Here is a 22,972-nt window from a genome sequence, read left to right as displayed (position 1 = left end):
AAAAGTTTAAAATTTCTTTTAACTATAGCTGCTAGATTCTATCAATTTTAGTCATAGCTAGAATTTAACTTTTGAATCGTTACTTATTACTTTAAATTTTTAATTTTTAATTTGGAAATAGCATCTTGTTATTTTAATCAGGACTAAAGCCAAGCGTATTAAACTATACATCATTTATAGAGATTAACAGCCGTTGACAGATCGATAACTTGTATTTCTGCAAAGCTGAACTACGCGATCGCCTACCAGTTTGCCGATAGTTTTCTTCAAAACAAGTTGGCTTTCGCTGGCATAGTCGGCAGGTAGTTTAGAACATAGTTGGGTCATTTCAGTTATCAGTTATCAGAAGCGTAACGCACCATAACCTTTCGTTGAATAAATGCACAACCACCAAAATGATAATTTCAAGAATTAAGAATGCGCGAATTACCTCTCCTTGAAAAGAAGAGGATTGACGAACAGGAAAATTTTTATTTATTATCCCCTTAAAAGGGGAGGCTTTAAACCACAATATTTCGGTAATCAAATTCCTCTAATGTCACTAGAGAACTCGATCATCTTTTCCGATCAAAACTAGGAATAATTAGTGAAAGTTAATTATTAGCAGATTGTTCCTGTCGCTTGTTTCTCACGGGATCGGTTTCTAATTTTACATACAAAGAATCAATTCCCTCCTTTTCTAAGAGTTCTAATATTGCTAAGTTTAATTTTCTTTCAGCAGCAAAATAAAACCTAAGAGATTCGACATGAGCCCTGATTTCGATGACACGGGCATTTTGTTCAAATTTTTTAAACCTGACTAAACATTTTTCATAACACCCTTCAATCAATGCTGGCAATTTCTCAATTTCCTCACAAACCCGACTGGTTTTCTGAGCTGAAATCCCATCAATTTGTAGGTGCAAATTAATCCCACATTTCCCTTCTTCAGAAGCATTTTGTGACCAGTTGGCAACGATTCCAGAAATCATTTTGGAATTGGGCATTTTCGTAATAGAACCCCAGACAGGATCGTGAAGGGTTGTGGTTCTAAAACCAATACTTAAGACTTGTACCATGTTTTGGAATCCTGTAATGACCAGGGAATCGCCTTCTTGATAAATAGCATCAGAGTAAATAACAACTGTACAAAACCAATCATAAAGTAGGTCTTTAAAAAGCAAACCCAAGGTGATTCCTGCCCCTCCAAGTAAACCAACAAGGGCAGCAGCAGATTGTCCTAAAAATAGCTCACTAATCTTCAAAGCTAGTACAATAATTGTGATAGCTTGAAAAATCTTTGGCAAGAAAGGTTTTAGTAAGTGATCTAGTTCAGTATCAGTCCGGAGTATATAATTAGCAATAATTTGAGCTAGCAGTGAAGATGCTCTATAAAAAACATAAGCTACAATAAAAATAGTGATAATATTGATAAATCCATCCAAAGCTTTCGTTACTTGAGGACTTAAATCTTCTTCTACAATAACTTTTGCTAACCATAATCCACCAAAAAGAATTAACAAACTGATAGAAGGCTTGAGGATGGCAACTAAGTCGTCATCTAAAGATGTCTTGCTTTTGCTCACAACTCTTTCAATGCGCTTAATAATAACTGTGGCAAAAAATTTTCTTAATATCTGTGTGAAGGCTAAAATAACAATAACAGCAACAATTTTCAGAATAACAATGGTCAAACCAGAGTAATCAATGTTTTGAAGACTGTTTTGAAGACTGTTTTGAATGCTCTTCCAAATTTGTTCCATAATTAATATCTTCTCAAATTGATTTTTTTAAGACACGACTTATGCAAAACCTAAGTCATTAAGTCATTGCGACGATAGGAAGCAATATCACTATTTGCTGTAATAATTTGTTCATTTTCTTGATTAAAAAATATATTTTTCTTTCCCACTCACTTTCTAATTAAAAATTCATGTAGTTAGTACAAAACAAGGACTTTGCTGTATAGCACAGGTATTGATATCGATCGCTGCTCCATTGTCCAAGCAGAGTCCTTATTTATGCCCTCGGTTCTAAGCCATCGGAGCAAGCAACGGCTTAGTCGTGTTTATTTGGGCATATTCAAATAAATCTATGATATTACCATCAGGATCAATAAGACTCATTTTTGGTCCCCATTGAGTTTCTTCTGGTAGTTTGTAAAGGTATTGTCTAAAAAACTCAGTTTGATTCAAAATAGTTGCATGGGAAGGTACCTTGAGTCCGATTTTAATATTCTTTGTTGGATTTTGGCTGCCAGAATCTGGAAGAGGATATATTTCAAGTAATACATCTCTACTTTTACAGACAAGGTGTTCATCCCCATCTCCATGTTTATGTTTTTCAACATTAAAGCCTATTTTGGAATAGAACTTATCTAATTCAACTAGATTGCGTGAATATATCACAATATAAAAAATCAATGGTTCCATTATCATCACTTTTACTCTAACTATTTACTGGAGTGCAATTCCTTGTCTAGGTGCAATATCAAGCTCATCAATAGTACAATTTGTTGAATTTTTTAGCATAAACAACACGCTATCAGCAACTTCATCACTTGAAACCATTTTTTTATGGTTGTAGTCTCCTTCTATATAATTCCAGATATCAGTATCTACAGACGAAGGATTGAGAATCATAACCTGAATGTTATACTTTCTGAGTTCTTCTTTGACAGCTAAAGACATTCCTCGCAAGGCAAACTTTGATGCACAATGAATACTAAAATTTGGATATGCTTTCTTACTTAAACCTGAACAAATATTGATAATTGAACCTGAAGAGTTTTGTTTCATATAAGGAATAACATACTTCATGGTTAGGAATGAACCCTTTAAATTTGTATCAATCAAAAGCTCCCAATCTTCTTCCGTCATTTCTTCAAGTAATCCAGTTCGGATTGTCGCTGCGTTGTTGATCAGGATATCAATCTTTCCAAAGCAGCGGTAAACGTCTTGAATAAATGAGGAAACAGCGATTCCGTTCCTAATATCCACAGCACGGCAAAGTGGAGAATTATTTGCAACTATTTTCAATTCCTTTTCAAGTAAGTCTAAATCTTCTTCATTTTTTGAACACATTGCTAAATTTACTCCTTCCTTTAGCAACATTTTACTAATCGCTTTTCCTATGCCTCGTTTTCCGCCAGTTACTATGGCAACCTTTCCATTTAAATCCATCATTCTCCTTTGATACAGCACTTTCCGTTGTTATGATTACCTGGACTGACTTGGACTTCTTTGAATTTATTAATCAAAAATCGAATTAAGATATCTCATACCCATTCCGTAGCACAACAGAGTAATCCAAAGACTCCATAACAAGTTTAGTGGTAATCTCTCTCTGTGGATAATCGAAAATTATAACTTTCTAAGTTATATAAATTTATAATTAATTGTTTTATTTTTATTAGTTTTGTTTATAAAGCGTTCAATTACTTTTTAACTTCCCTGGCGGGAAGTCCCGCGCTCTCCCGGAGGGGAGCGTCGTATGGGAAAGCCAGGGCCAAGATTCGGATATCTCCACAAATAAAATGTTCCGATCCCCTTGACAAGTAGGAGGCATTTTGTTGTGATGGTTATAGTTGATATAAGGTCAACGAACACAGGGGGAGGACATCACCTCTGTCAAAACAGCGGTCAGTTTTTTTCCTGACTGAAGAATCCCTCGTTCGTCATGTCGCGTAAGCGCAACGTCGGGAGTATGTCAAGGATTTGCAGCGATTTTTATTTTGGTAGACCACAAGTAGGGAAGTTCCATGGAACTTCCCTACTGGATTTTGGTTGTGACAATGTTGATTGTTTAAATTTTTTGAATCCTTTATTTGATTGTGTCTTCAACTATTTAGTCTAAACTCTATGTAAGGAGCAAAAGGATAGTGACAGTTGAAATCATTATTCCACAAAACTTTCGCTCTTAACGTCACTGTTGTCACAGTTGCTACTCAAATGCCAGTTATCAGTACCTCTGGCTAAAGTCAGAGGTAGATAGTCATTTCAGTTTAGATTCAGACAAGTTTTTCTTGCTGTGAAAAGGTTTCATTCTTGATTTTTGACAAAGAACAATGCAGTCCGAGGACCGATTTCAATCCCACCACGATTGGGAGAACCCCATTTGTTAATGTACTTTTGACCGTCATCACCGTAGTCTACACACATTTCAAAGTCGTATTGAAGTTCGTCGTAACAACCTACTGCTAAACCAGGCATTTTGGCTGCTGTAACATCAAATGTTTCGCCAGATTTATTAATAATGGCTAAACCTTTGTCTCCACGTTCGATAAATAGCAAATTAGGACTATCTGCACTGTCAGCAATTTCGTTACCATTGCGATAGTATTGAGATTCTCCCATCATTTCTTCGTGAAATTTTGTGCCAGCAACAATTGTAGGCTCAAAAGCGTCAAAAGTTAAAATCAAGGGTGTTCCTTCTTTTCTCCCTAAAACGTAAGCTGTTGCTAAAACTAAATCGTTCTTGTCAAATTTCCAATTATCAAACTGTCCTATTGCCCAAGTGTCGTGGTTACGAGCAAAGGTAACAGCATTGTCTCCAGGTACAGCACGCTGAGTATCTGCTGGATTAACTAAAGAGCGCAAGTCTCCCCCGTAAGTAAAAGCACTTTTCAAGGTATTAACCAGTTGAAAATCCGTTACTTTGGGAAACACTGGAATATATTTCATGCTCTCGTCATAGTTGCGCCCAATAGCTTCACCATAGTAAAACTTATCTTCAGGGATAACTTCGACGATCTTCTCTAAATCTTCAACAGAAATATGTTTGACAGCATCAAAGCGGAAACCGTCAATTCCCATATCCATCAGTTTTTGCATATACTCATGCTGTTGCTGTTGCACATAAGGTAAGTCTGTCCTCAAATCTGGCAATCCTTCCTGATCATTAGGACTGCATAACCAATTATTTTCAACTTCGTAGGGATTATTATAGTCGCCGATACATTTTGCCTCGCGGAAATATTCCTTTTTTGGGTAGAGCGGATATGCTTCAGGGAAAGGTGCAACATCTTTATAGAAACGATAATTAGCCATGTGATTAAATACCACATCAGCAATAACTTTAATTCCCCGTTCGTGAGCAGCGTCAATCAAATCCTTTAAATCTTGCTCCGAACCTAGATTTCCCTCTAGAACGTAATCAAATGGCTGATACTGAAAGTACCAATATTTGTCTGAAGTGCAGGCATCATCTTCCCGTCCTGGTGTTTGATTGGGAGGGGAAATTTGAATATAGTTATATCCTGCTGCTTCAACTTCAGGCAGTTTTGCTGTGACGTTGGCAAAACATTCGTCGAAAGCATGGTAGATAACATCTGCTTTAGCAGGAGCAGCATTGGAGGTTATTCCAATAGTTACTGCTAGGAAGCAGGTACAAACCCAGGTTATGAGAAAACTGAAAGCTAAACGATTTTTGGTCTTCATAAATACGATTCCTGTTTCTATTTTAATTGCTGGACTTACACTCATTTAATACATTGGTAATTGTAAGATGCCAGGAGCGGATAGTTGAGAATAGCGATCGCTCACTTACTGGATTTACACTCAATCAATGGGTTGGGAAATTTCCCAACCCATTGTCAGATGCCAGGGTAGATTTATTTCATCTACTTAGTTGAATAACGTTTCTCAACCTGCTGAATAATTGTCTCCCAAAAATCTTCTTGAGCCACATTTTCAATAGGTTGGGCAGGCAAGGGTGTGGGTTTGATCGCCTTTTCCACAGCGTTGACAGGCATGATTTCGGATTCCATCGCTACTGTAGCTGGAGAATACCAAATCGGAGAGGTATACGCCCGCTCTTGTAAGGTGAGGGGAATATCATCACAAACGATGTCTATTTCCGGGTCTGCTTCCGCAGCGGCACAAGCGGCATCCCACTCATCGCCATAAAACGCCTTGTCGTAACCCGTCCAACGAGGAGTTGGAACTTCCAACACCCGCGCGTAATAAAACGCCCGTTGGGAGTCATCGAAGTGGGGGTCTGTCCAGACCGTTTCGAGGTAGTCAGCACCGCTGGTGGTGTCCCAGGTTGCCGTTTCTGTGTCTACTGTGTTTTCGATCGCGGGAACTTTGCCGAGGCTATCAGCGATGCGTTCCCCAGACCAAGCCACGTCGAAAACTTCCTCCTGGGGTTCGCCAGAGTCATCGAGCCAGCCTTTGATGATTTGAATCCGGTCTAGATTTGCGCCATAGGAATCCGAATCTTTCATCGCTGCCACCATAAACGTTGGAGACGTAATCGGCGGTGCTGGAGGTAAATCGCTACCCATAGGAACTCCTTTGTCGTAGCCCTCTTCAGCCAGATCATCTAGATCGGAGTCAGTGAAGTTCCAACCACCAAAGAAGCGAACTTTCATGCGCGGTCCGGTGGAGGCATACACTTCGCGCCGTTCCATAGCATCGAATAGAGCTTTACGGGTATTTTCGGTAGCCCAAACTCCCATAAAGCCAGAAGACCCATACTGCCATCCAAAACGACCAGTACCATGAGTCTCTGATGCCCGTTCGGCACTAGGAGCTTCATTGGGGAACTTACCCATGTAACTATTCTCTTCTACTGCTGACACAGCAATATGAGAATCTGTAGAACCTGCCAGACCAAATTTGAAGGGGTTCGCACCCAGGCTGGCTTCAAGTTTGAGCCCATTTTTCAGAGCCGGACGAGCATACTCATGCTCAAACATCGCTTTGCGGGCCTCGGGATCGGTTTCAGGGGGTTTTGGGAAGCTCATATCCAGGTTGCCTTCTTCCCAACCTGCAATCTCAAAGTCCGCAAATTCATCTTGATCGGATATTTCTGGATGAGTCTCACTGGTACCTTTAATCTGCGTGACTTCGTAGATTGGTTCCCAAAGCTGTCGCCGTTTAGCGTAGTCTTCAGTTAAGGGATTACCATTATGATCGATTTCCGCAAACATCAAACCGTTGCTAATATTACCATTGTGAGGAATCGCTAGCACATCACCACCTGTTTTATCCTCATAGTTTTGCATCCAAGCCCAAAGGTATTCTGGATTAGTGCTTTGGTCTGTGGTGAAAGGAACTAACTGCTTGGCTTTGTCCCCATTATCTCGGTAGATGATGTTGCGGTGTAAGTTGTTGCCACCCAGCAACGAGGTCCACTCATAACCAATGACTGCGGTAAAGTTGCCCGGATCGTTATAAGCTTCTGCTGCATCAATTATTTCCTGCCAAGCTGTTTGGAACTCTTCAGCAGAGGGAAACATACATAAGGGTGCTTTCCCTGCGGCAAAGGCTGTGCTAATTTCTGATTGAGCTTGAGCAGCCTCATCTCCACCTGCGATAGTCATATCATACCAGGTATTGACCTGCTCTTGATCGGAGCCACAGTCTGTGGGAGGATTGAACAAAAACTGCCCAAAAGCTCCTAATCCGTCCGTGTGATCGGTAACAACCAAAAAATCTAAGGGACGAGAAAGCTTTACGGGTTGTCCTGCATCAATCGTGACTTCATTGCCTTTAGCAAATTCATAGGACTCTGCTGGTGTCAAAAGAGTTCCAGCAGCTCCTGCATCAAAGGAATAAATAGTGTGCAGGTGGGTATCGCCCCAAAGGACATCTTGAGGATGCTTCACATTGGGAGAGTAGCACTCCGCATTGGGGTCGAAGCGGCAATCTACTTCAGGCACAGAGTGTGAGGTTTCTTTCCCAAATATAAAGTCGTATTCTCCTGGGATCGAGGGAGTTGCCAGGGCGCTGTTGGCACCGAGGAAGATGCTACCAAGGAAGAGGAGAGAGCAAAGTCCGGCCAAAAGCCGTTTGACTTGCGAAAATATTCGATTCATTTTTTGATAACTCCTATAGGAATTGTTTTTTTTGGGATTTTTGAACCCTGGACTAGATATCCATAGGTTCAGTTTTTTGGCGGTAGCTTCTGGTTAGGCAGCGTTCAGCTCCGCTGGTGTTGGAGGCGATCGCTCTATTGCTGGACTTACACTCAATCAATGGAGGTGGAAATTACCAAGCCATTGCGAGATGCCAGAATTGTAGCCAGTGAGTAGGGTGTGTTAGCGGAGCGTAACGCACCATAACCTGTCGTTGGATAAGGGATGGTGCCCTGCGACGGATTGAGAATTCTCGGATGAGAACATGAGATTTGTGGCGTCTAACGCACCCCCTACTAGACCGAAACTGTTTTTAGTACCGCTCTAAAAATGTAGGTTGGGTTGAGGTCGGAAACCCAACAAAAATCTTGGTAATGTTGGGTTTTTCCGTTGGAAATGCTCCGCAAACGTGTCCTCAACCCAACCTACGAATAATGGACTCAATCAATACAGTCTTGATATTGCGAACCTTGTCATTGATAGATTGCCTTACCCCCAAAACGCCACAATTCGCTGAATACACCAGAACGATGCCATCGTCCCAATACCATAAGTAGGCATCCATCCCAACCAGCGAGGATAGTTCTCTGAACCCAACCGTTTCAGACTTTCCATCACCGCAATAACCCCCAACACAAACGCTAGTTGTCCTAATTCCACCCCAACATTGAAAAACAACAAAGCCGGAGGAATATCTTGCGGAGGCAAACCTACCTCAGTCAACGCTCCCGCAAAGCCAAAGCCATGCAGCAGGCCAAACGTCAGAGCCACCAACCAGGGATATTGTTCAGTCAGTCCGGGTTTTCCCATCCGACTATGAGCCAGTTCCGAGGCCAAAAATAAAATACTTAGAGCAATAACAGCTTCTACTGGAGCTTGAGGCACATTCACAAAACCCAAAGTAGCCGCCCCCAGGGTGACACTGTGGGCTAGGGTAAAAGCAGTAATGGTCTTGACCAAACGCCAAGAGGGGCCAACGATTAACACCAGTCCCAAAACAAATAACAAATGGTCAATACCGCTGAAAATATGTTCGACTCCCAATTTCAGATAGGTTTGCCCAACAGCAAACACAGTCGTTTTTTCTGGAATCACAAACGTTTCTTGTCCAGTGGGCAACATGGTAGTTTGGGAGTGCCCATCGGCCCATTCCACTCGCAACAGCACTTCCACAAAATTTTTCACCAGTCCAGGAAAAGCAATAGTTGACTGAGCCAATCCTTTTTCACCACAATCTAATGTCCATCGAGAAACAGAAGTAGCGATCGCTTCCGGAGTAATGGCTACATTACAGTGTTTGGGAAAAACGGGGCGAATAGCGATTGGTGGTCCATAGCCATCATCCCCAGAACCAAAGCTTGGAGGTGTTTTCCAGAGGACATTGATTTGACCAGATGGTTGTTCTCGTAATTCCAGGTAGGCGGTTTGAAAGCCGTGAGCTTCAGCCGGAGTAGGAGAAAATCCTAGAGTTATACCCACCAGGAGTATTAGACAAAGCCAACGTAGTAGCGGGTTCAAACTAAAATTGTGGATCGGGAGCGAGACCTCTCCCCCAGCCCCTCTCCTGCAAGGAGAGGGGAGAATTTCTCCCCCAACGCTAGCAGGGAAAGGGGTTGGGGGATTAGGTTTTTTCAACTGACATTTTAAAGCTAGACGCCCTAGTAGTATCAAGTTCATGCGTCGCCCTCCTGAAGTTCTTGATTTAGAGCCTCCTCATCAATAGAAACTGTGTAGCGATCGCGCAATTTTTGATAAAATAGTTCATCCTGTTTTTGCTTCTGGTCTCTGAGGTAGTCTAAACGGACATTCTTTCTCACCTCTGCCAAAGTTGCTGGATGACCAGGTTCAATTTGAGTGACATTGACCAAATGACTGCCATAAGCTGAATGAAACGGGCCTTGCCAACCTTTCTCTGTCACCTCTGCCATCTCCCGAGCCAAAGTTCCCCCAAAAGTATTGTTGAGGGTTTTAGCTGAAGCCAAAGTATAGGTTTTCGGCAACATCGAGCGATCGCCTCTGGGTTGGGCCCGGTTAGGTTCATTCTGTAGTTGAGTTAGGAGATTTTGAGCGTCTGTATCAGTTTCATCTCCATGTAGTTCTTGGCTAAAATAGACTTGGTTAAAGCTAAACCGTCCGGGTATGGTGTAGCGTTCTGCATGAGCATCTAAATAACTTTGCAACTCTTCATCCGATGGTTCTTTGATACCTGCCACATCTTGGACCAGGAACTGCATCTTTTGAATTAGCCGTCGCCTCACAATAATGTCCTTGTCATCTAACCCCAAGGCTAGAGCTTCCTGATACAAGACCTCATCGTGAACATAGTTATCTACTAATTTTTGCAACTGTTGGGGAGTTGGCTTTCTGCCCCACTGCAACTTCCAGGTTGCTTGCAAAGAATTAATTACAGGACTAGAAACTTCAATTTGTTTGGCAGAAGTAGATGTTATCGAAGGACTACCCACCCAAAAATACAGCCCAAAGAGCAAAGCTCCCAAAACCAAGAAGTGTAGCAATGGTTCTCGTAAAATGCGAATCAGTAGTTCAGGTTTATTATTGGTTTGAATTGATATTTGAGACGTTAGGGTTTCTTGATTTATCGGTTTTTCTGCTGTTTTCTGCATAAACTGTCACACATTGAAATTGCTTTTTTGCATTAGTCAAAAAGCTGAATGCTTATTTTGACTTTTAACTTTTACAGGACTTACCAACGGACACTAAATAGACAGAGGGCGTTTTGCTCCGCAACATATAAAGCGGAGCTTTGCCTTAGCAAATGCCATTCGCCCTTACATATGGTGTTTTCAAGGGAGTTGCATGGGTAAGTTCTGTTTTAAATTTTGAGTTGTGAATCAGGTACGGCTCGAAGTACAATCAAGCCTATGTAGGATAGTTGGGCTTTTAATTGCTCCTCAATAGTATTAGTAATCCCTTGGCTCTCCTGAAGAGATAAAGTGGGTGGTAGCATGATGTCCATTTCCACATGGAGGCGATGTCCTAGCCAGCGAGTCCGCAGGTTGGCTATGCTATTGGGGTCTATTTCAGCCACATGACTGACTGCATGGTTGAGGGATTCAAGTATCTCTGGTTCCACTCCATCCAGCAGACGACTAAAAATGGTCTGTCCTGACTCCCAAACGATTTTGAGTAATACTAAGGTTATGACTAAACCCATGACTGGATCTGCCCAGGAATAGCCTAACCAAACACCTACAGCACTAAGTAACACTGCCAGACTAACCAAACCATCAGCCAAAGCATGATACCCATCGGCAACAAGGGCAGCACTATTAATTTCGCGACCAACTCGAATGCGAAAAACGGCCACTATTTCGTTGCCGATAAAGCCGACAATAGCAGCGATCGCTAATGCCCCCAAATGATGTAGGGGTTGGGGATGGTAAAATCGATCCACAGATTCATAGGCGGTAATCATGGCACTTAACAAGACAATGACCACAATCATTACCCCTGCCAAATCTTCCAATCGCGCAAAGCCATAGGAAAATCTGGCTGTTGGCTTGCGTCGTGAAACGAGAAACGCCACGCCCAAAGGCACGGCAGTCATGGCATCCCCGATGTTGTGAATTAGATCCGCCAGGAGAGCCACACTACCAGAAAGCCAGAACACTATCGCCTGTAAGACAGCAGTAATGAGTAAGCCCACCAGGGACCATTTCACAGCCCAGATGCCTCGTTCCGAGCTAGCGATTTCGGGGTCTATTATCCCGTGGGTGTGGGTATGACCATCATGGTGGTGGTGATGATGATGGTGGTGCTGTTTTACCTTGGGTTGGGTAATTTGAGGTACATCATCAGTCAGGATAGATGTAGGAAGTTGGGTCATTTCAGTTATTAGTTATTCAGTTATCAGGACCGACCAATGTTTGCACAGCATGACCTAGGAAAGCCAGAGGCTGCAAATATTGAATTTTCTTTGATCTAATCAAGGTAAGTAATGACCACTCTGTTGTGCTATGGGGTAGGCCAAAACTCTAACTTCACATTAGTGGTAATCTATCTCTGTGGATAATCAAAAATTATAACTTTCTCAGTTATACAAATTAAATAACTAAGTTTAAATTAACATTAGTTGTACTTATAGCTTGTTTGATTATTTTTTTTGATGTGCTGGTGTAAAAGTAAGTTGATTGATGAATATAAACAATACTCAAACTACCCAAGCTAAAGATGAGCTGGGGATAAGCAATCCGAAGATTATCTCCAAATCATTTACAGATGTGGAGCATTTCAAAGAGTTTTATCGTAGGCACGAAATAATACAACTTACTCCTGGTTCTCTTCAAGGCAGTTTTTTGTCAATTCAGCTTGGCAACTTATATTTCGTAGGTCATCACACTAACCAAGGAGTTCAATCTTTCGGTGAGCCGAGAAAGGAATACATAGCTTTTGGGGTACTTTGGTCTGAGAATGAAAAGGAATATTACTCCCTCCGTCACCCTGTCAAGCCTCAAAGGACTCTTTTTGGTTTCAATAATAGGGAAGCAGACTTAATATGTCCTCAAGGTGGAAGGATGACAAATATTTTAATCCCTGTTAAAACTTTTGATGCTTATGCAAACCAACTACAACGTCACGATCTAGACGATAATTTCCGGAGTAAAAATCATGTAAATTTGCTCCCAACAGGGATGAAAGAAATTAAAGATTATCTGAAACAACTATTTTGGTTAGCACTACACCAACCGACTTGGTTTCAAAACCCTCATATTGAGAAACTCGTTGCTGATGATTTAGTTCCTTTGTTGATTAGTCAGATTCCCATCAAGTTAAATTCTAAGTCTTTTCTCAAGCCTTCCCGAAGAGCAAAGTTGATTGCCCAAGCAGAGAAAAAAATGTTCGCACACTTAGAACAACCTCTGACTTTAAAACAACTAGCTGAAAATTTAGGCTGCAGCAGTTGTGCGTTATCTTTTGGTTTTAAAGACTTATTTGGCGTGAGTCCCATGCGTTATCTCAAGGTGCAACGACTTCATGCAGTGCGACAACACCTGAAAGCAAGCCAACCGGAAAATTGTACCATCGCCATCCTCGCCAGTGAATTTGGGTTTTACAGTCCGTGTCATTTTACTAGCGATTACAAAGCCATGTTTGGGGAGTTGCCTTCAGAGACGTTGTTAAATAATTGATAATTGATAATGGATAATTGATAATTACCTCTCCCTAAAACGGATAGGATTGAATAAAAGGAAATTTTTTTTTGTTTCTCCTATGGGGAGAGGCTTTATACCTTGATTTTTCGGTAAAGAAGACATAGGAGGCGATCGCTAATATTATCTACTAGATATAGCAATCCTAAATAGGTTGTAATATAGAATCCGGTTGAACAGTTGTCATTGCGAGGATAGGAAGCAATCTCATTGATTTGGGAGATTGCGTCCTTCCACTCCGTTACAGTCGCAATGACGCAGGCTATAGTAATTATCCGGATTCTATATCATATAAAATCCTGCTGAAAAGTTGAAAAGTGCTTATTCCAGGATAGAAAGCAATCTCGCGTACTTATGAAATTGCTTCCTTCCAATTCTTTTCAGTCGCAATGACTTACAATCTAATCATCTTGATTTGATATCAAATCTTTTCATCTAAATGCTACAATGCCAACAAAATCTCCATCTCATTCGTCAACCCATCCGACCAACTTGCCGTTACCCCAATACCACGAATGGAATCCAAAATCGCCTTTATCTCCGATGGCATCACCGCATTTACAAACGGATAACGATTCACCCAAACCATCGCCCGCTCCATATCCAAATACAAATACCCCTGATTCGACTTTGGCAAAGACCCCAGAATTTCCTCAAAACCTTCACTACCAATCAAACCATCATCAGGGATATTCATCATTACATCTATTAAAGGTCTTCCTATCGCCACAAACAACTTACTATCATCCAACCACCCATATCCAAAAAATGTACCAATACCAACCATCTGCCATTCCGTCAATGACTGCACTCCCATCTGTTTCTCCTTAACTGCCACACCCCCATTTTTAATCGCCATCTGATTTAACTTTTTCAACGTTACCTCAGCAGCAGAGCGATCGCTTGTCTCAAAAACCATCGCTCCACCAACTCCAGTTGTAGCTAAGATTCCCTGATTTGATGCAATCAAACCAAGAGCAAATTCTCCATCCATCCAACTAAACACTTCTTTATCCACATCCAAATCTACTTCCTCAAAAGTCTTCCTCACCATATCCAAACCATTCTGCAAATCTTCATTTTCCTCTGCTTGAGTCACAAGTTGCGACCAACTTTGACTAATACCCATGCCACTGATAAACATTATTGTCTGCGCTGGAAACCGTTGCAAAATTTCACCCGATACAGGTTGAGTTAACTCTGGAGACAATGGAGAAACCAACTTAGTAACTGCTCGCAACCGTACACCCGCATCATCAACTCCTATTCCCATCACCATCGAATCTATTTGCTCAAACTGCTCTAAACTAGCAGCAGATAACTTTTGCTCCTCCGGCAAATCATCTGCAAATTCTGTGACAAACTGACTATAGTTAGGAATAAAAATAGTAGCAATAGCATTCTCAACCCCCACATTCTGCTGTAAAGTTTCAGTAGCATTTTTACTCATAGAAACACTTTTACCCTGAAAGGTATCAATAGCATCTTCCACTGCTGCTGCTATAGGAGCGATCGCTAAATAATCTCCCAAAATTGCTAAATTAAAAGTTTTCCCAGTATCGTCAGTAACTTCTCGAATAGTCACCCCTTGATATTCTCTCTTTATTACCTTGCTCTCATCTTCCCCTTTCAACTTACTCACAAATCTCAAAGCTTCTAATTTATTTTTAATTCCCACTACCATCAAAATATTTACAGGATCGGTATTTTGCCCCTCTTCAGCAGGTACAAAAGCCAACATTACTCCTCCCAACCAAGGTTTAATATCTTTTTCCCAATCAATATTAGTCTCGGCCAAATTTTCTTGCTGAAATTCTGCATAACTCTGACCAATCAACTTTTTTGCTTCAGGAGTACCAAATTGTTCTAATTTAGTTATAGCTTCTTGATTAGGATGGAAAAAAGTGGCCATAATTGCCGATTCTGGCACAACTTGGGCGCTATTGAGAGGACTAGATACCTTGATTGCTATATTTTTAAAGTAAAGATATGTCGCAATACTGCCTGCTGCAATGACACTGACACCAGCAATTAAAAAGTTTAATTTTTTCACCATGGATTTTTTTGTGACCTAATATTTAAGTAAGTAGGTAGGCAAAACTATCTTAAATTATGACTACTAATTTATATTTTCCGTTTCCTGTTTCCCACTCAATAAATGTTCAATTAATCCAGATTAAGTAGGTTGAGTTTAACAAGTTAAACTCAATATTATCTACATTTTTGTTGGGCTTCTTTGTGGCTTGACCTAAGCTACTACCAATATTGATAGTCAGTAAATATTCTGCAGGTTGAGTTTAGAGTAATATAATTCCTATTATCAGTAGGAGCCAAAAGTTGTTCATTGCTGGAAGATAGAGTTATTATTCCTTAATACTAAATTATACTAATGCTACCTGATTTAATATTATTTAGGTTTTTGTTGAGTTGTGCTAGCACTTTTCATATTGCGTAGCAAAACCCAACCTATGACTAATATTTATAGTTAGCAAATATTCGGTAGTAGGCCGACACACTTAAAATTTTGCAATAGTAGGGGGAGTTACAGTTGAAATTAATACATCATATTTCAATGATATAGCAATTCTAAATGATTTGTGAGAATTTTTATAATAGTTAAGATTGATGAAAAACCTTCAAAATTCTGACTTCTGATTCCTGACTCCTAACTACAAAAAAAATATTACAATTGAAATAGGATTGCTATAAATCCTACCCTAATAGACAAAATTAGCTGTCTCATTCCACTACTATATAAAGATAAAAGTATCGTGAATAGATTTTTGAGTAATGAAAGTAGCTATTACAGGAGCAACAGGGTTTGTCGGTAGTCGCTTGGTCGAGCGTCTACATTCAGAGGGAGAACAAATATTAGTTTTGACCCGCAACCTAGAAAAAGCTAAACGAATTTTTCCTAACTCAGCCTATCCTAATTTAGAAATAGTTGCCTACCAGCCAAAACAGTCTGGTGGTTGGCAAAAATCTATAGATGGCTGCGACGGTGTAGTTAATCTGGCGGGTGCTGGTATTGCCGATGAGCGTTGGAATACCAGTCGGAAGCAAGAAATTATGGATAGTCGGAAGGTAACTACGGAAAAATTGGTCGAGGCCATCGCCCAAGCTAATTCTAAACCATCGGTATTGGTCAGTGGGTCGGCTGTGGGATATTATGGCACGAGTGAAACGGCGACTTTTGATGAAACTAGCAATAGTGGCAATGACTTTCTGGCGGAAGTTTGTCGGGAGTGGGAAACTGCTGCCCAACCTGTTAAGGATATAGGGGTAAGGTTGGTTATTTTGCGAATTGGTATTGTATTGGGTATGGGGGGTACTGTGTCGAAAATGTTAACTCCCTTCCAGTTATTTGCTGGTGGACCTATTGGTAGTGGTAGGCAATGGTTTTCTTGGGTGCATATTGATGATTTGGTAGGTTTAATTTTACATTCTCTACGCCACCCAGAAATGGCAGGAGTATTTAATGCTACTGCTCCTAATCCTATACGAATGGGAGAATTTTGTCAAGATTTAGGGGCTGCTTTAAATAGACCTTCTTGGATACCTGTACCTAATTTTGCCATTGAATTGTTATTGGGAGATGGTGCTGTAGTTGTATTGGAAGGTCAAAAAGTTTTACCAAAACAAACTCAAGCTTCTGGCTTTGAGTATCAGTATCCTAATGTTAAGCCTGCTCTAAAAAATATTTTGGCTTCTTGAAAGTTGTCAAATTTATCAAAAAGAATCAAGCTGCCATAATTAGGAAGGCAGCTTGCCCAAATCATTTTTCTATCTAAATCTATAGGTAGTTCAAACTTTTATTTTTGAACAGTTGCTGATTCTTCGATTAATTCTTTTGTTTCTTGCAAATTATCTGGATCTACATAATGACATACTGCATCATCTAGACAAATTAAAGCCCAACCAGACTCATCAATACTCATTAGTTTATAATCGCCTTCCTGAACAAAAAATCCTTTGTGGTTACGAGTTTCAGGCTTTACATTAACGTCATCTAGATTATTAACTTGATTATTAAATGTCATTGTACTTCAACTCCTTAGTATTATCTAAAATTAGGTTTGACTCTCTTAATTGAGATTTATACAAGAGACTGTTTAGTTCTCTAACTCAGCTTACTAACTACTAAAAAACTGTTTTAGTATCCCTAGGCTTACTTTGTATTTTGGGTACTTTGAGTACCAACCTCACATCCTAAAAAAAACATTTTTGACTGATTTGTGTTTAGTTAACCTACTTTTATTCTTGCCTAGTCAGTTTTTTTTGACTTTGAGCAATTTTTTTTCGGTTTTCATAGAATATTACTAATGCACTTCATCTTCACCTGGAATTGTGCAAATAATTTCTCTTAGCTAGCCTGACTTTATAGAATATTGATTGACTTAAATTTAAGTTTTATACTTAAATATTTGTAAGTTAATCCTCTTGTTCAGCTTTAACTAGAAAATTGCTGCCAAATTAGCATTTTTCAAGTTTTTGATCGATTATTATCTAGATAGTTAGTAGAGCTATTAAGCTCTTAGGGATTTTCTACTTTATGGTGATTAAGTAATCTCTGAAGTTCTACAAATAATAACATGATTTTTTCTGGTTTGACGTAAAGTTTTTATATGAATTATGAAGTTTTTTTAAAGGCTATACATTTGTCATTTCAGTCATTAGTTATAAATACCTATGACTGATTGAAGTTGGAAGCAATAAAATTCCTAATTTCCTTTTTTATCCCCTGAAAAGGGGAAGCTATTGACTTTATTTTTTAGTCAATTTTTTAATTTAGCCAAAAAATTTAGTTTAAACATCAAATAACCAACTGTTAACTCGACTAAGGCTAGGCCATTCACCTCTTCTATTGAAACCATCCTGAATATTATTTTTAATTTCTTCGAGCCAATCTTTATCAGCCATAATCATTTGCTGGGCTATCTCTACATGAGGTCTAACACCCTTTTCTCCTATTTCCAGCATTGCTAAAGCTAAATTAATTCTGCCTTGTGGATCGTCTGGATTAAGTTTAACTCCTGTTTTAGCTGCTTTATGGGCTGATTTAGGTTTTTTCTCTAATAGATATAACCATGATAAGCTAATCCAACTAGTACTACTTTTAGGAGAAAGGTTAGTAATTTCTTTAAATAATGGAATTAAAGTCTTTGGGTCTTCTCCAGCCTTATATCTTTCTAATCCTTCTTTATATAATTCTTCTGGTGTTTGAGTCATTTCAGTTATCAGTTATTAGTTAATAGTATCTCCTACTGAAAAGAAAGCAAGAAAATTTTCATCCTTTTTATCCCATTCAAACAGGAGGTTTGAGACCTTATTTCTAGATGGTAATACTCTAGGTTTTCTAGTTTAAAAAATTAATCACAAAAAGTTAAAAAGCAGTCAGTAGTCAGCAGTCAGCGGTCAGGATGATTGACTTTTTTTTAGGCCCTAGTCAGGTATTTCAACAGTAAGCAAGAGGTAGTTCCTCTGCAAGAGGCTAGGTGAAATGCTGATAGCTGATAGCTAGTTAAATTAGGGTTTGCTGATTAAACATCAAAGCATTGACATATAAAGGTTTGAGAATTTTAGGTCTGGAAAAAGTACCAGATTTTCAGTTGATGGAGCTGAAAAAGTGAGCATTTTAAGGTAATGTAAGGCAGAAAAATTAAGGGACTATTTTCTGACTACCTACTTTATAATTCCCATTCCTCCTGACTCCTGACTCCTTCTGGCTATTAAAAGACTTATTCAGCCAGCCCAGATTAAAGATTTGACACTAGAAAAATCAATTTACACAATATTTAGGGGCACAGTAAATACTGTACCCCTACCTTTCTAGAAGGAAAATATACCACATCTATCTATCTAGTTTATCTAAAGATGTAGTTTAATTTAATTAATATTTAAGCTGAAAAGGAATTACCACAACCACAGGTTTGAGTTGCATTAGGATTAGTAAACTGGAACCCACCGCCAATCAAAGCGTCACTATAGTCAAGCATCAAACCATAGAGATAAAGGATACTTTTGCGGTCGCAAACAACCTTAAACCCATCATAATCGAAAACTTCATCATCATCTCTAATTGTGCTAGGATCTGCAAAATCCATCATATAAGACATTCCAGAACATCCACCTTGACGTACCCCTACTCGTAGGCAAAGGTCTTTTCCTTGTTTCTCTCTCAAAGATAGAACCTGCTTTACAGCAGCTTCGCTCATCATAATCCCTTTTTGTTGAGACTGAGTAGTTTGTGTCATTTGTTTCTAGCTCCTTAACTGCTATAGCTGTCTATATAGTATAGTTATTTCTAACTACTTAGATATATTTTATATATATTCCTGAAAATCTAACTTATAACTACCTTGAATAATGATCATCAATCAAAATTTTTTGTTCAATATTAGGAACATTTTGGTTGAAAACCTGAGATTTAGGGAAAAATAACTTAAAATAGTATATAGCAATCCTCAACAGGTTGTAACAATTTAAAAACTAGAAATAAACTCCAAAACCCTTGCATATCAACTATTGCCTGTTACCTATTTCCCAAAATTGACAATATTTTGGACACAAATAAAATAGGATTGGTATAGTTTTTCTTCTTTTATTGTCTCTTTACCCTGCAACCAAGAACCCATAGTTTTGTACCTGAATTCTGATTGGAATTACAAGCAATAAATATTTAGTCCCTAAAAAATCCCATATACTGATTATACTTGTCTATAGTTGTTTTAAAGACTATCCTTACTAATGCTAGAATCATTGAAAGATGGGTATAAATATGTATCAAATCTCGGACACTTTTGTATGATTATATCACCCACTCGCTCCTAGCAATAGTTCAGTATCGTCAAAGAGACAATTCTCCTCATGCTAGCAAGACCGTTCCAGAAAAATGTATATAAAAATACATTGATAAAAATATGGTTTAAGGTCAAAGGAAAAAATATCCAGCAATTGCTTCACTTTCACAGGCTTAGTATATGGTAGCTCTCAATCCTTCAACAATTCGTAGGTTACAAAAATTACAACAAGTTCCTAGTGTATGGGAAGGCGATCGCCGTCCTATATATTCAGACTCCAGCTCTAACCCAGAATTAGAGTCAGAAAAAACAAACGAATGTATTATCTGGGTAGATGGCTCCCATGGCATGGTCAGAGCAATGGATATGGTAACGCCAGATACTGGCCCCGAAGCAATTGTTCGGACATTACTGAGAGCTATGGAAAATCCTCAAAGTCCAGCCCCAGCAATTAGGCCACAAAAAATAGTTGTCAAAGACCGAGAAATTCAATTTTTTCTCAGAGGGGTCTTACAAAACTTAGGAATTACAATTGATTATGTTCCAGATTTACCTCTGATTGATGAAATATTTCGGGGACTACAGGAAGTATCAGATAATCGTCCGCCTCAATTACCTCCGGAATATGCAGAAGCTTTAGTGGAAAAAGCAGATCAAATTTGGGATGATGCTCCTTGGGAAATGTTAGGAGAGCATCAAATTATCTCTATAGAACTTAATCAATGGGATATTGAAAATCTATATATCTGTGTTTTGGGTAAATTGGGCATGGATTATGGAATTTTGTTGTATCGTTCTTTAGATTCTCTGAAAAGGTTTAGAGAAAGAGTAGCTTATGAAAAATCTTATGAAAATTTAGAAGAAGCTTTTTTAGGGCAAGATTGCCTTTTTATTACTTACGATAGTTTTCAGGAGGAGGATGAAGATAATGAGAATGGGGATACAAATCTAGAAAATTTATCAATATCAGAAATTCAGGCCAATTTTGGTAATTTACATCCTTTAGAAGGTTTAAGGTCTATTCTCTATGAAGAGGAAGCACTTACAACATTAGTTACTTTAGAAGCACTACATCGCTTTTTGCGAGCCTCCCGCAAGAAAATGATGGGTAATAAATTCCCTAGCATTAGTAGTCGCTACCGCATTCCCATACCTCAATCAGACGAGGTAGTATCAGTTAAAGTCACAACTATGCCAGAAGTAGCAGAAGAATTATATGAAATGGCTGTGGAGTCTGACGCGGAAGGAGATGAAGAATTAGAAATTGAAATGCCTATGCTTAAAGATGATTTGGTTCCACCAAATTCTTTCTTGAGTTTGGGAGTAGTGCCTTGGGAGACAGTGGAATATTTAAGGGATAATACTAAACAATATCAGCCAGCCGAGGAAGATATTGAAACATCAGGAGAAGGTCTACCTATAATTTTAATTCAAACTTCTCTGCCAAAAGCAACTAAGTTGATAACAGATTTAGAAGAAGCTCAGGGACTTCATGGTATAGGATTTAATCCAGGGGAAGACCCTATGGAGGAAAAAAATTATGATTTGGGCATATTGAAAACTTATGATGGTGTACTGCATTTATTTGGTGAATTTATGCAAAATGACCCTGTACACCAGGAAGCTAGAGAAAAATGGGACGAGCGTTGCATTGCTACTCGTGGTTGGTGTGGTTTGATTATTGCTAGAGGTATTACAGGTGCTTCCCGTGGTCAACCTGAATTTAAGGATATGATGGCTTTGTTTGAGGTTCGATCGCTGTCATCTCAAGAATTGGGGGTTGGACCTTTGAAGTTGGTGCCAGTTTCTTTTTAAATAGGGAGTAGGGAGTAGGGGAGGGAGGGAGGACTCAAAACTGAGGAAGAGAAACTATATATAGTATGGGAAAACTATAACGTTATAGATATGTAGTGTTTAGAACTGAAAAATGCGTAAATCCTATTATTGATACAAAGGAACAGGAAAGAGGAAAGAAGAAATCACCTATGACTTAGGCAGAAACACTATATATAGCATTTAAAAACTATAACGTTATAGATAGGTAGTGTTTAGGGAAAATAGTAGAAAATAAATTATTCCAATTGTTATACTCTATCGTTACTGGTTACTCCTTACTCCCTTACTTTGAGACAATTTTGGCAGTTGAAGTCCCTAGAACTGAAAAATGCCTAACTCCTGTGAATCATACAAAGGAGGAAGGAAAAAGAAATTACCCATGACTTAGGGAGAAACACTATATATAGCATTTAAAAACTATAACGTTATAGATAGGTAGTGTTTAGGGAAAATAGTAGAAAATAAATTATTCCAATTGTTATACTCTATCGTTACTGGTTACTCCTTACTCCCTTACTTTGAGACAATTTTGGCAGTTGAAGTCCCTAGAACTGAAAAATGCCTAATACCAATTACCAAAATAAATGCTATACTTGGGTAACACTTCAATTATTAAATAATTAATACAGGCAACCAGGAATTATTCCCTAATTATTAACCAGTTGATGTTAATTATTATTATGTGTACGGACGTTGCATGCAACGTCCGTACCCCACCCAATCAAATATAGCAATATTTTTGAGAAATGGTATAACTCCTGTGAATCATACAAAGGAGGAAGGAAAGAAGAAATCACCTATGACTTAGGCAGAAACACTATATATAGCATTTAAAAACTATAACGTTATAGATATGTAGTGTTTAGGGAAAATAGTAGAAAATAAATTATTCCAATTGTTATACTCTATCGTTACTGGTTACTCCTTACTCCCTTACTTTGAGACAATTTTGGCAGTTGAAGTCCCTAGAACTGAAAAATGCCTAACTCCTGTGAATCATACAAAGGAGGAAGGAAAAAGAAATTACCCATGACTTAGGGAGAAACACTATATATAGCATTTAAAAACTATAACGTTATAGATATGTAGTGTTTAGGGAAAATAGTAGAAAATAAATTATTCCAATTGTTATACTCTATCGTTACTGGTTACTCCTTACTCCCTTACTTTGAGACAATTTTGGCAGTTGAAGTCCCTAGAACTGAAAAATGCCTAACTCCTGTGAATCATACAAAGGAGGAAGGAAAAAGAAATTACCCATGACTTAGGGAGAAACACTATATATAGCATTTAAAAACTATAACGTTATAGATATGTAGTGTTTA

16 protein-coding genes are annotated in these 22,972 nt (G+C 38.9%); 3 read left to right on the top strand and 13 right to left on the bottom strand.

Going from position 1 to position 22,972, the window contains the following annotated elements; translation table 11 throughout:
- Positions 1-183: 183 nt before the first annotated feature.
- The 9 genes from ACP6PK_RS13900 to ACP6PK_RS13860 form a co-directional block, all read right to left on the bottom strand.
- Positions 184-327 (bottom strand): hypothetical protein, encoded by a 144-nt coding sequence (locus ACP6PK_RS13900; RefSeq protein ID WP_426560110.1) that lies wholly within the window; start codon positions 325-327, stop codon positions 184-186.
- A 266-nt stretch (positions 328-593) separates the two neighbouring features.
- On the bottom strand, positions 594-1,742 hold the full coding sequence (locus ACP6PK_RS13895; protein ID WP_426560109.1) for a mechanosensitive ion channel family protein: 1,149 nt from the start codon (positions 1,740-1,742) through the stop codon (positions 594-596).
- Between the two features lie 270 nt (positions 1,743-2,012).
- On the bottom strand, positions 2,013-2,411 hold the full coding sequence (locus ACP6PK_RS13890) for a VOC family protein (protein WP_426560108.1): 399 nt from the start codon (positions 2,409-2,411) through the stop codon (positions 2,013-2,015).
- Positions 2,412-2,435: 24 nt separating this feature from the next.
- Positions 2,436-3,164 (bottom strand): SDR family oxidoreductase, encoded by a 729-nt coding sequence (locus tag ACP6PK_RS13885; RefSeq protein WP_426560107.1) that lies wholly within the window; start codon positions 3,162-3,164, stop codon positions 2,436-2,438.
- Between the two features lie 855 nt (positions 3,165-4,019).
- Positions 4,020-5,417: an alpha-amylase family glycosyl hydrolase gene (locus ACP6PK_RS13880; protein WP_426560106.1), complete on the bottom strand. Its 1,398-nt coding sequence runs from the start codon at positions 5,415-5,417 to the stop codon at positions 4,020-4,022.
- Positions 5,418-5,599: 182 nt separating this feature from the next.
- Positions 5,600-7,801: a DUF3604 domain-containing protein gene (locus ACP6PK_RS13875; protein WP_426560105.1), complete on the bottom strand. Its 2,202-nt coding sequence runs from the start codon at positions 7,799-7,801 to the stop codon at positions 5,600-5,602.
- A gap of 528 nt (positions 7,802-8,329) precedes the next feature.
- Positions 8,330-9,319 (bottom strand): HupE/UreJ family protein, encoded by a 990-nt coding sequence (locus ACP6PK_RS13870; protein ID WP_426560104.1) that lies wholly within the window; start codon positions 9,317-9,319, stop codon positions 8,330-8,332.
- Positions 9,320-9,513: 194 nt separating this feature from the next.
- Entirely contained in the window at positions 9,514-10,464 is a 951-nt protein-coding gene (locus tag ACP6PK_RS13865; RefSeq protein ID WP_426560103.1) for a peptidyl-prolyl cis-trans isomerase, read from the bottom strand.
- 209 nt (positions 10,465-10,673) lie between these two features.
- On the bottom strand, positions 10,674-11,687 hold the full coding sequence (locus ACP6PK_RS13860) for a cation diffusion facilitator family transporter (protein WP_426560102.1): 1,014 nt from the start codon (positions 11,685-11,687) through the stop codon (positions 10,674-10,676).
- A 307-nt stretch (positions 11,688-11,994) separates the two neighbouring features.
- On the opposite strand from ACP6PK_RS13860, the gene ACP6PK_RS13855 reads away from it, so the two are divergent.
- Complete coding sequence (locus ACP6PK_RS13855) at positions 11,995-12,990, top strand: helix-turn-helix domain-containing protein (RefSeq protein ID WP_426560101.1); 996 nt, start codon at positions 11,995-11,997, stop codon at positions 12,988-12,990.
- Between the two features lie 463 nt (positions 12,991-13,453).
- Here ACP6PK_RS13855 and ACP6PK_RS13850 read toward each other — a convergent pair whose 3' ends face one another.
- Positions 13,454-15,067 carry a DUF3352 domain-containing protein gene (locus ACP6PK_RS13850; RefSeq protein ID WP_426560100.1) on the bottom strand — a complete coding sequence of 538 codons (1,614 nt, stop codon included), beginning with the start codon at positions 15,065-15,067 and terminating at the stop codon, positions 13,454-13,456.
- 734 nt (positions 15,068-15,801) lie between these two features.
- On the opposite strand from ACP6PK_RS13850, the gene thyD reads away from it, so the two are divergent.
- Positions 15,802-16,725 (top strand): thylakoid membrane protein ThyD, encoded by a 924-nt coding sequence (thyD, locus tag ACP6PK_RS13845; RefSeq protein ID WP_426560099.1) that lies wholly within the window; start codon positions 15,802-15,804, stop codon positions 16,723-16,725.
- Between the two features lie 98 nt (positions 16,726-16,823).
- Here the strand turns inward: thyD and ACP6PK_RS13840 are convergent, their stop codons facing one another.
- The 3 genes from ACP6PK_RS13840 to ACP6PK_RS13830 all read right to left on the bottom strand — a co-directional run bounded on the left by ACP6PK_RS13840 (position 16,824) and on the right by ACP6PK_RS13830 (position 19,265).
- Complete coding sequence (locus ACP6PK_RS13840; protein ID WP_094672803.1) at positions 16,824-17,051, bottom strand: hypothetical protein; 228 nt, start codon at positions 17,049-17,051, stop codon at positions 16,824-16,826.
- A gap of 766 nt (positions 17,052-17,817) precedes the next feature.
- Positions 17,818-18,240 (bottom strand): tetratricopeptide repeat protein, encoded by a 423-nt coding sequence (locus ACP6PK_RS13835; RefSeq protein WP_426560098.1) that lies wholly within the window; start codon positions 18,238-18,240, stop codon positions 17,818-17,820.
- Between the two features lie 668 nt (positions 18,241-18,908).
- Complete coding sequence (locus tag ACP6PK_RS13830) at positions 18,909-19,265, bottom strand: HesB/IscA family protein (protein WP_426560097.1); 357 nt, start codon at positions 19,263-19,265, stop codon at positions 18,909-18,911.
- Positions 19,266-19,991: 726 nt separating this feature from the next.
- On the opposite strand from ACP6PK_RS13830, the gene ACP6PK_RS13825 reads away from it, so the two are divergent.
- On the top strand, positions 19,992-21,626 hold the full coding sequence (locus ACP6PK_RS13825) for a DUF6930 domain-containing protein (protein ID WP_426560096.1): 1,635 nt from the start codon (positions 19,992-19,994) through the stop codon (positions 21,624-21,626).
- The last annotated feature ends 1,346 nt before the right edge of the window (positions 21,627-22,972 follow it).

The organism is Dapis hubbardiae BLCC-M172 (genome assembly GCF_050016015.1).
Lineage (GTDB): Bacteria > Cyanobacteriota > Cyanobacteriia > Cyanobacteriales > Microcoleaceae > Trichodesmium.
The sequence above is the reverse complement of the archived record's forward strand: the minus strand, read 5'-3'. Positions and strand labels throughout refer to the sequence as shown.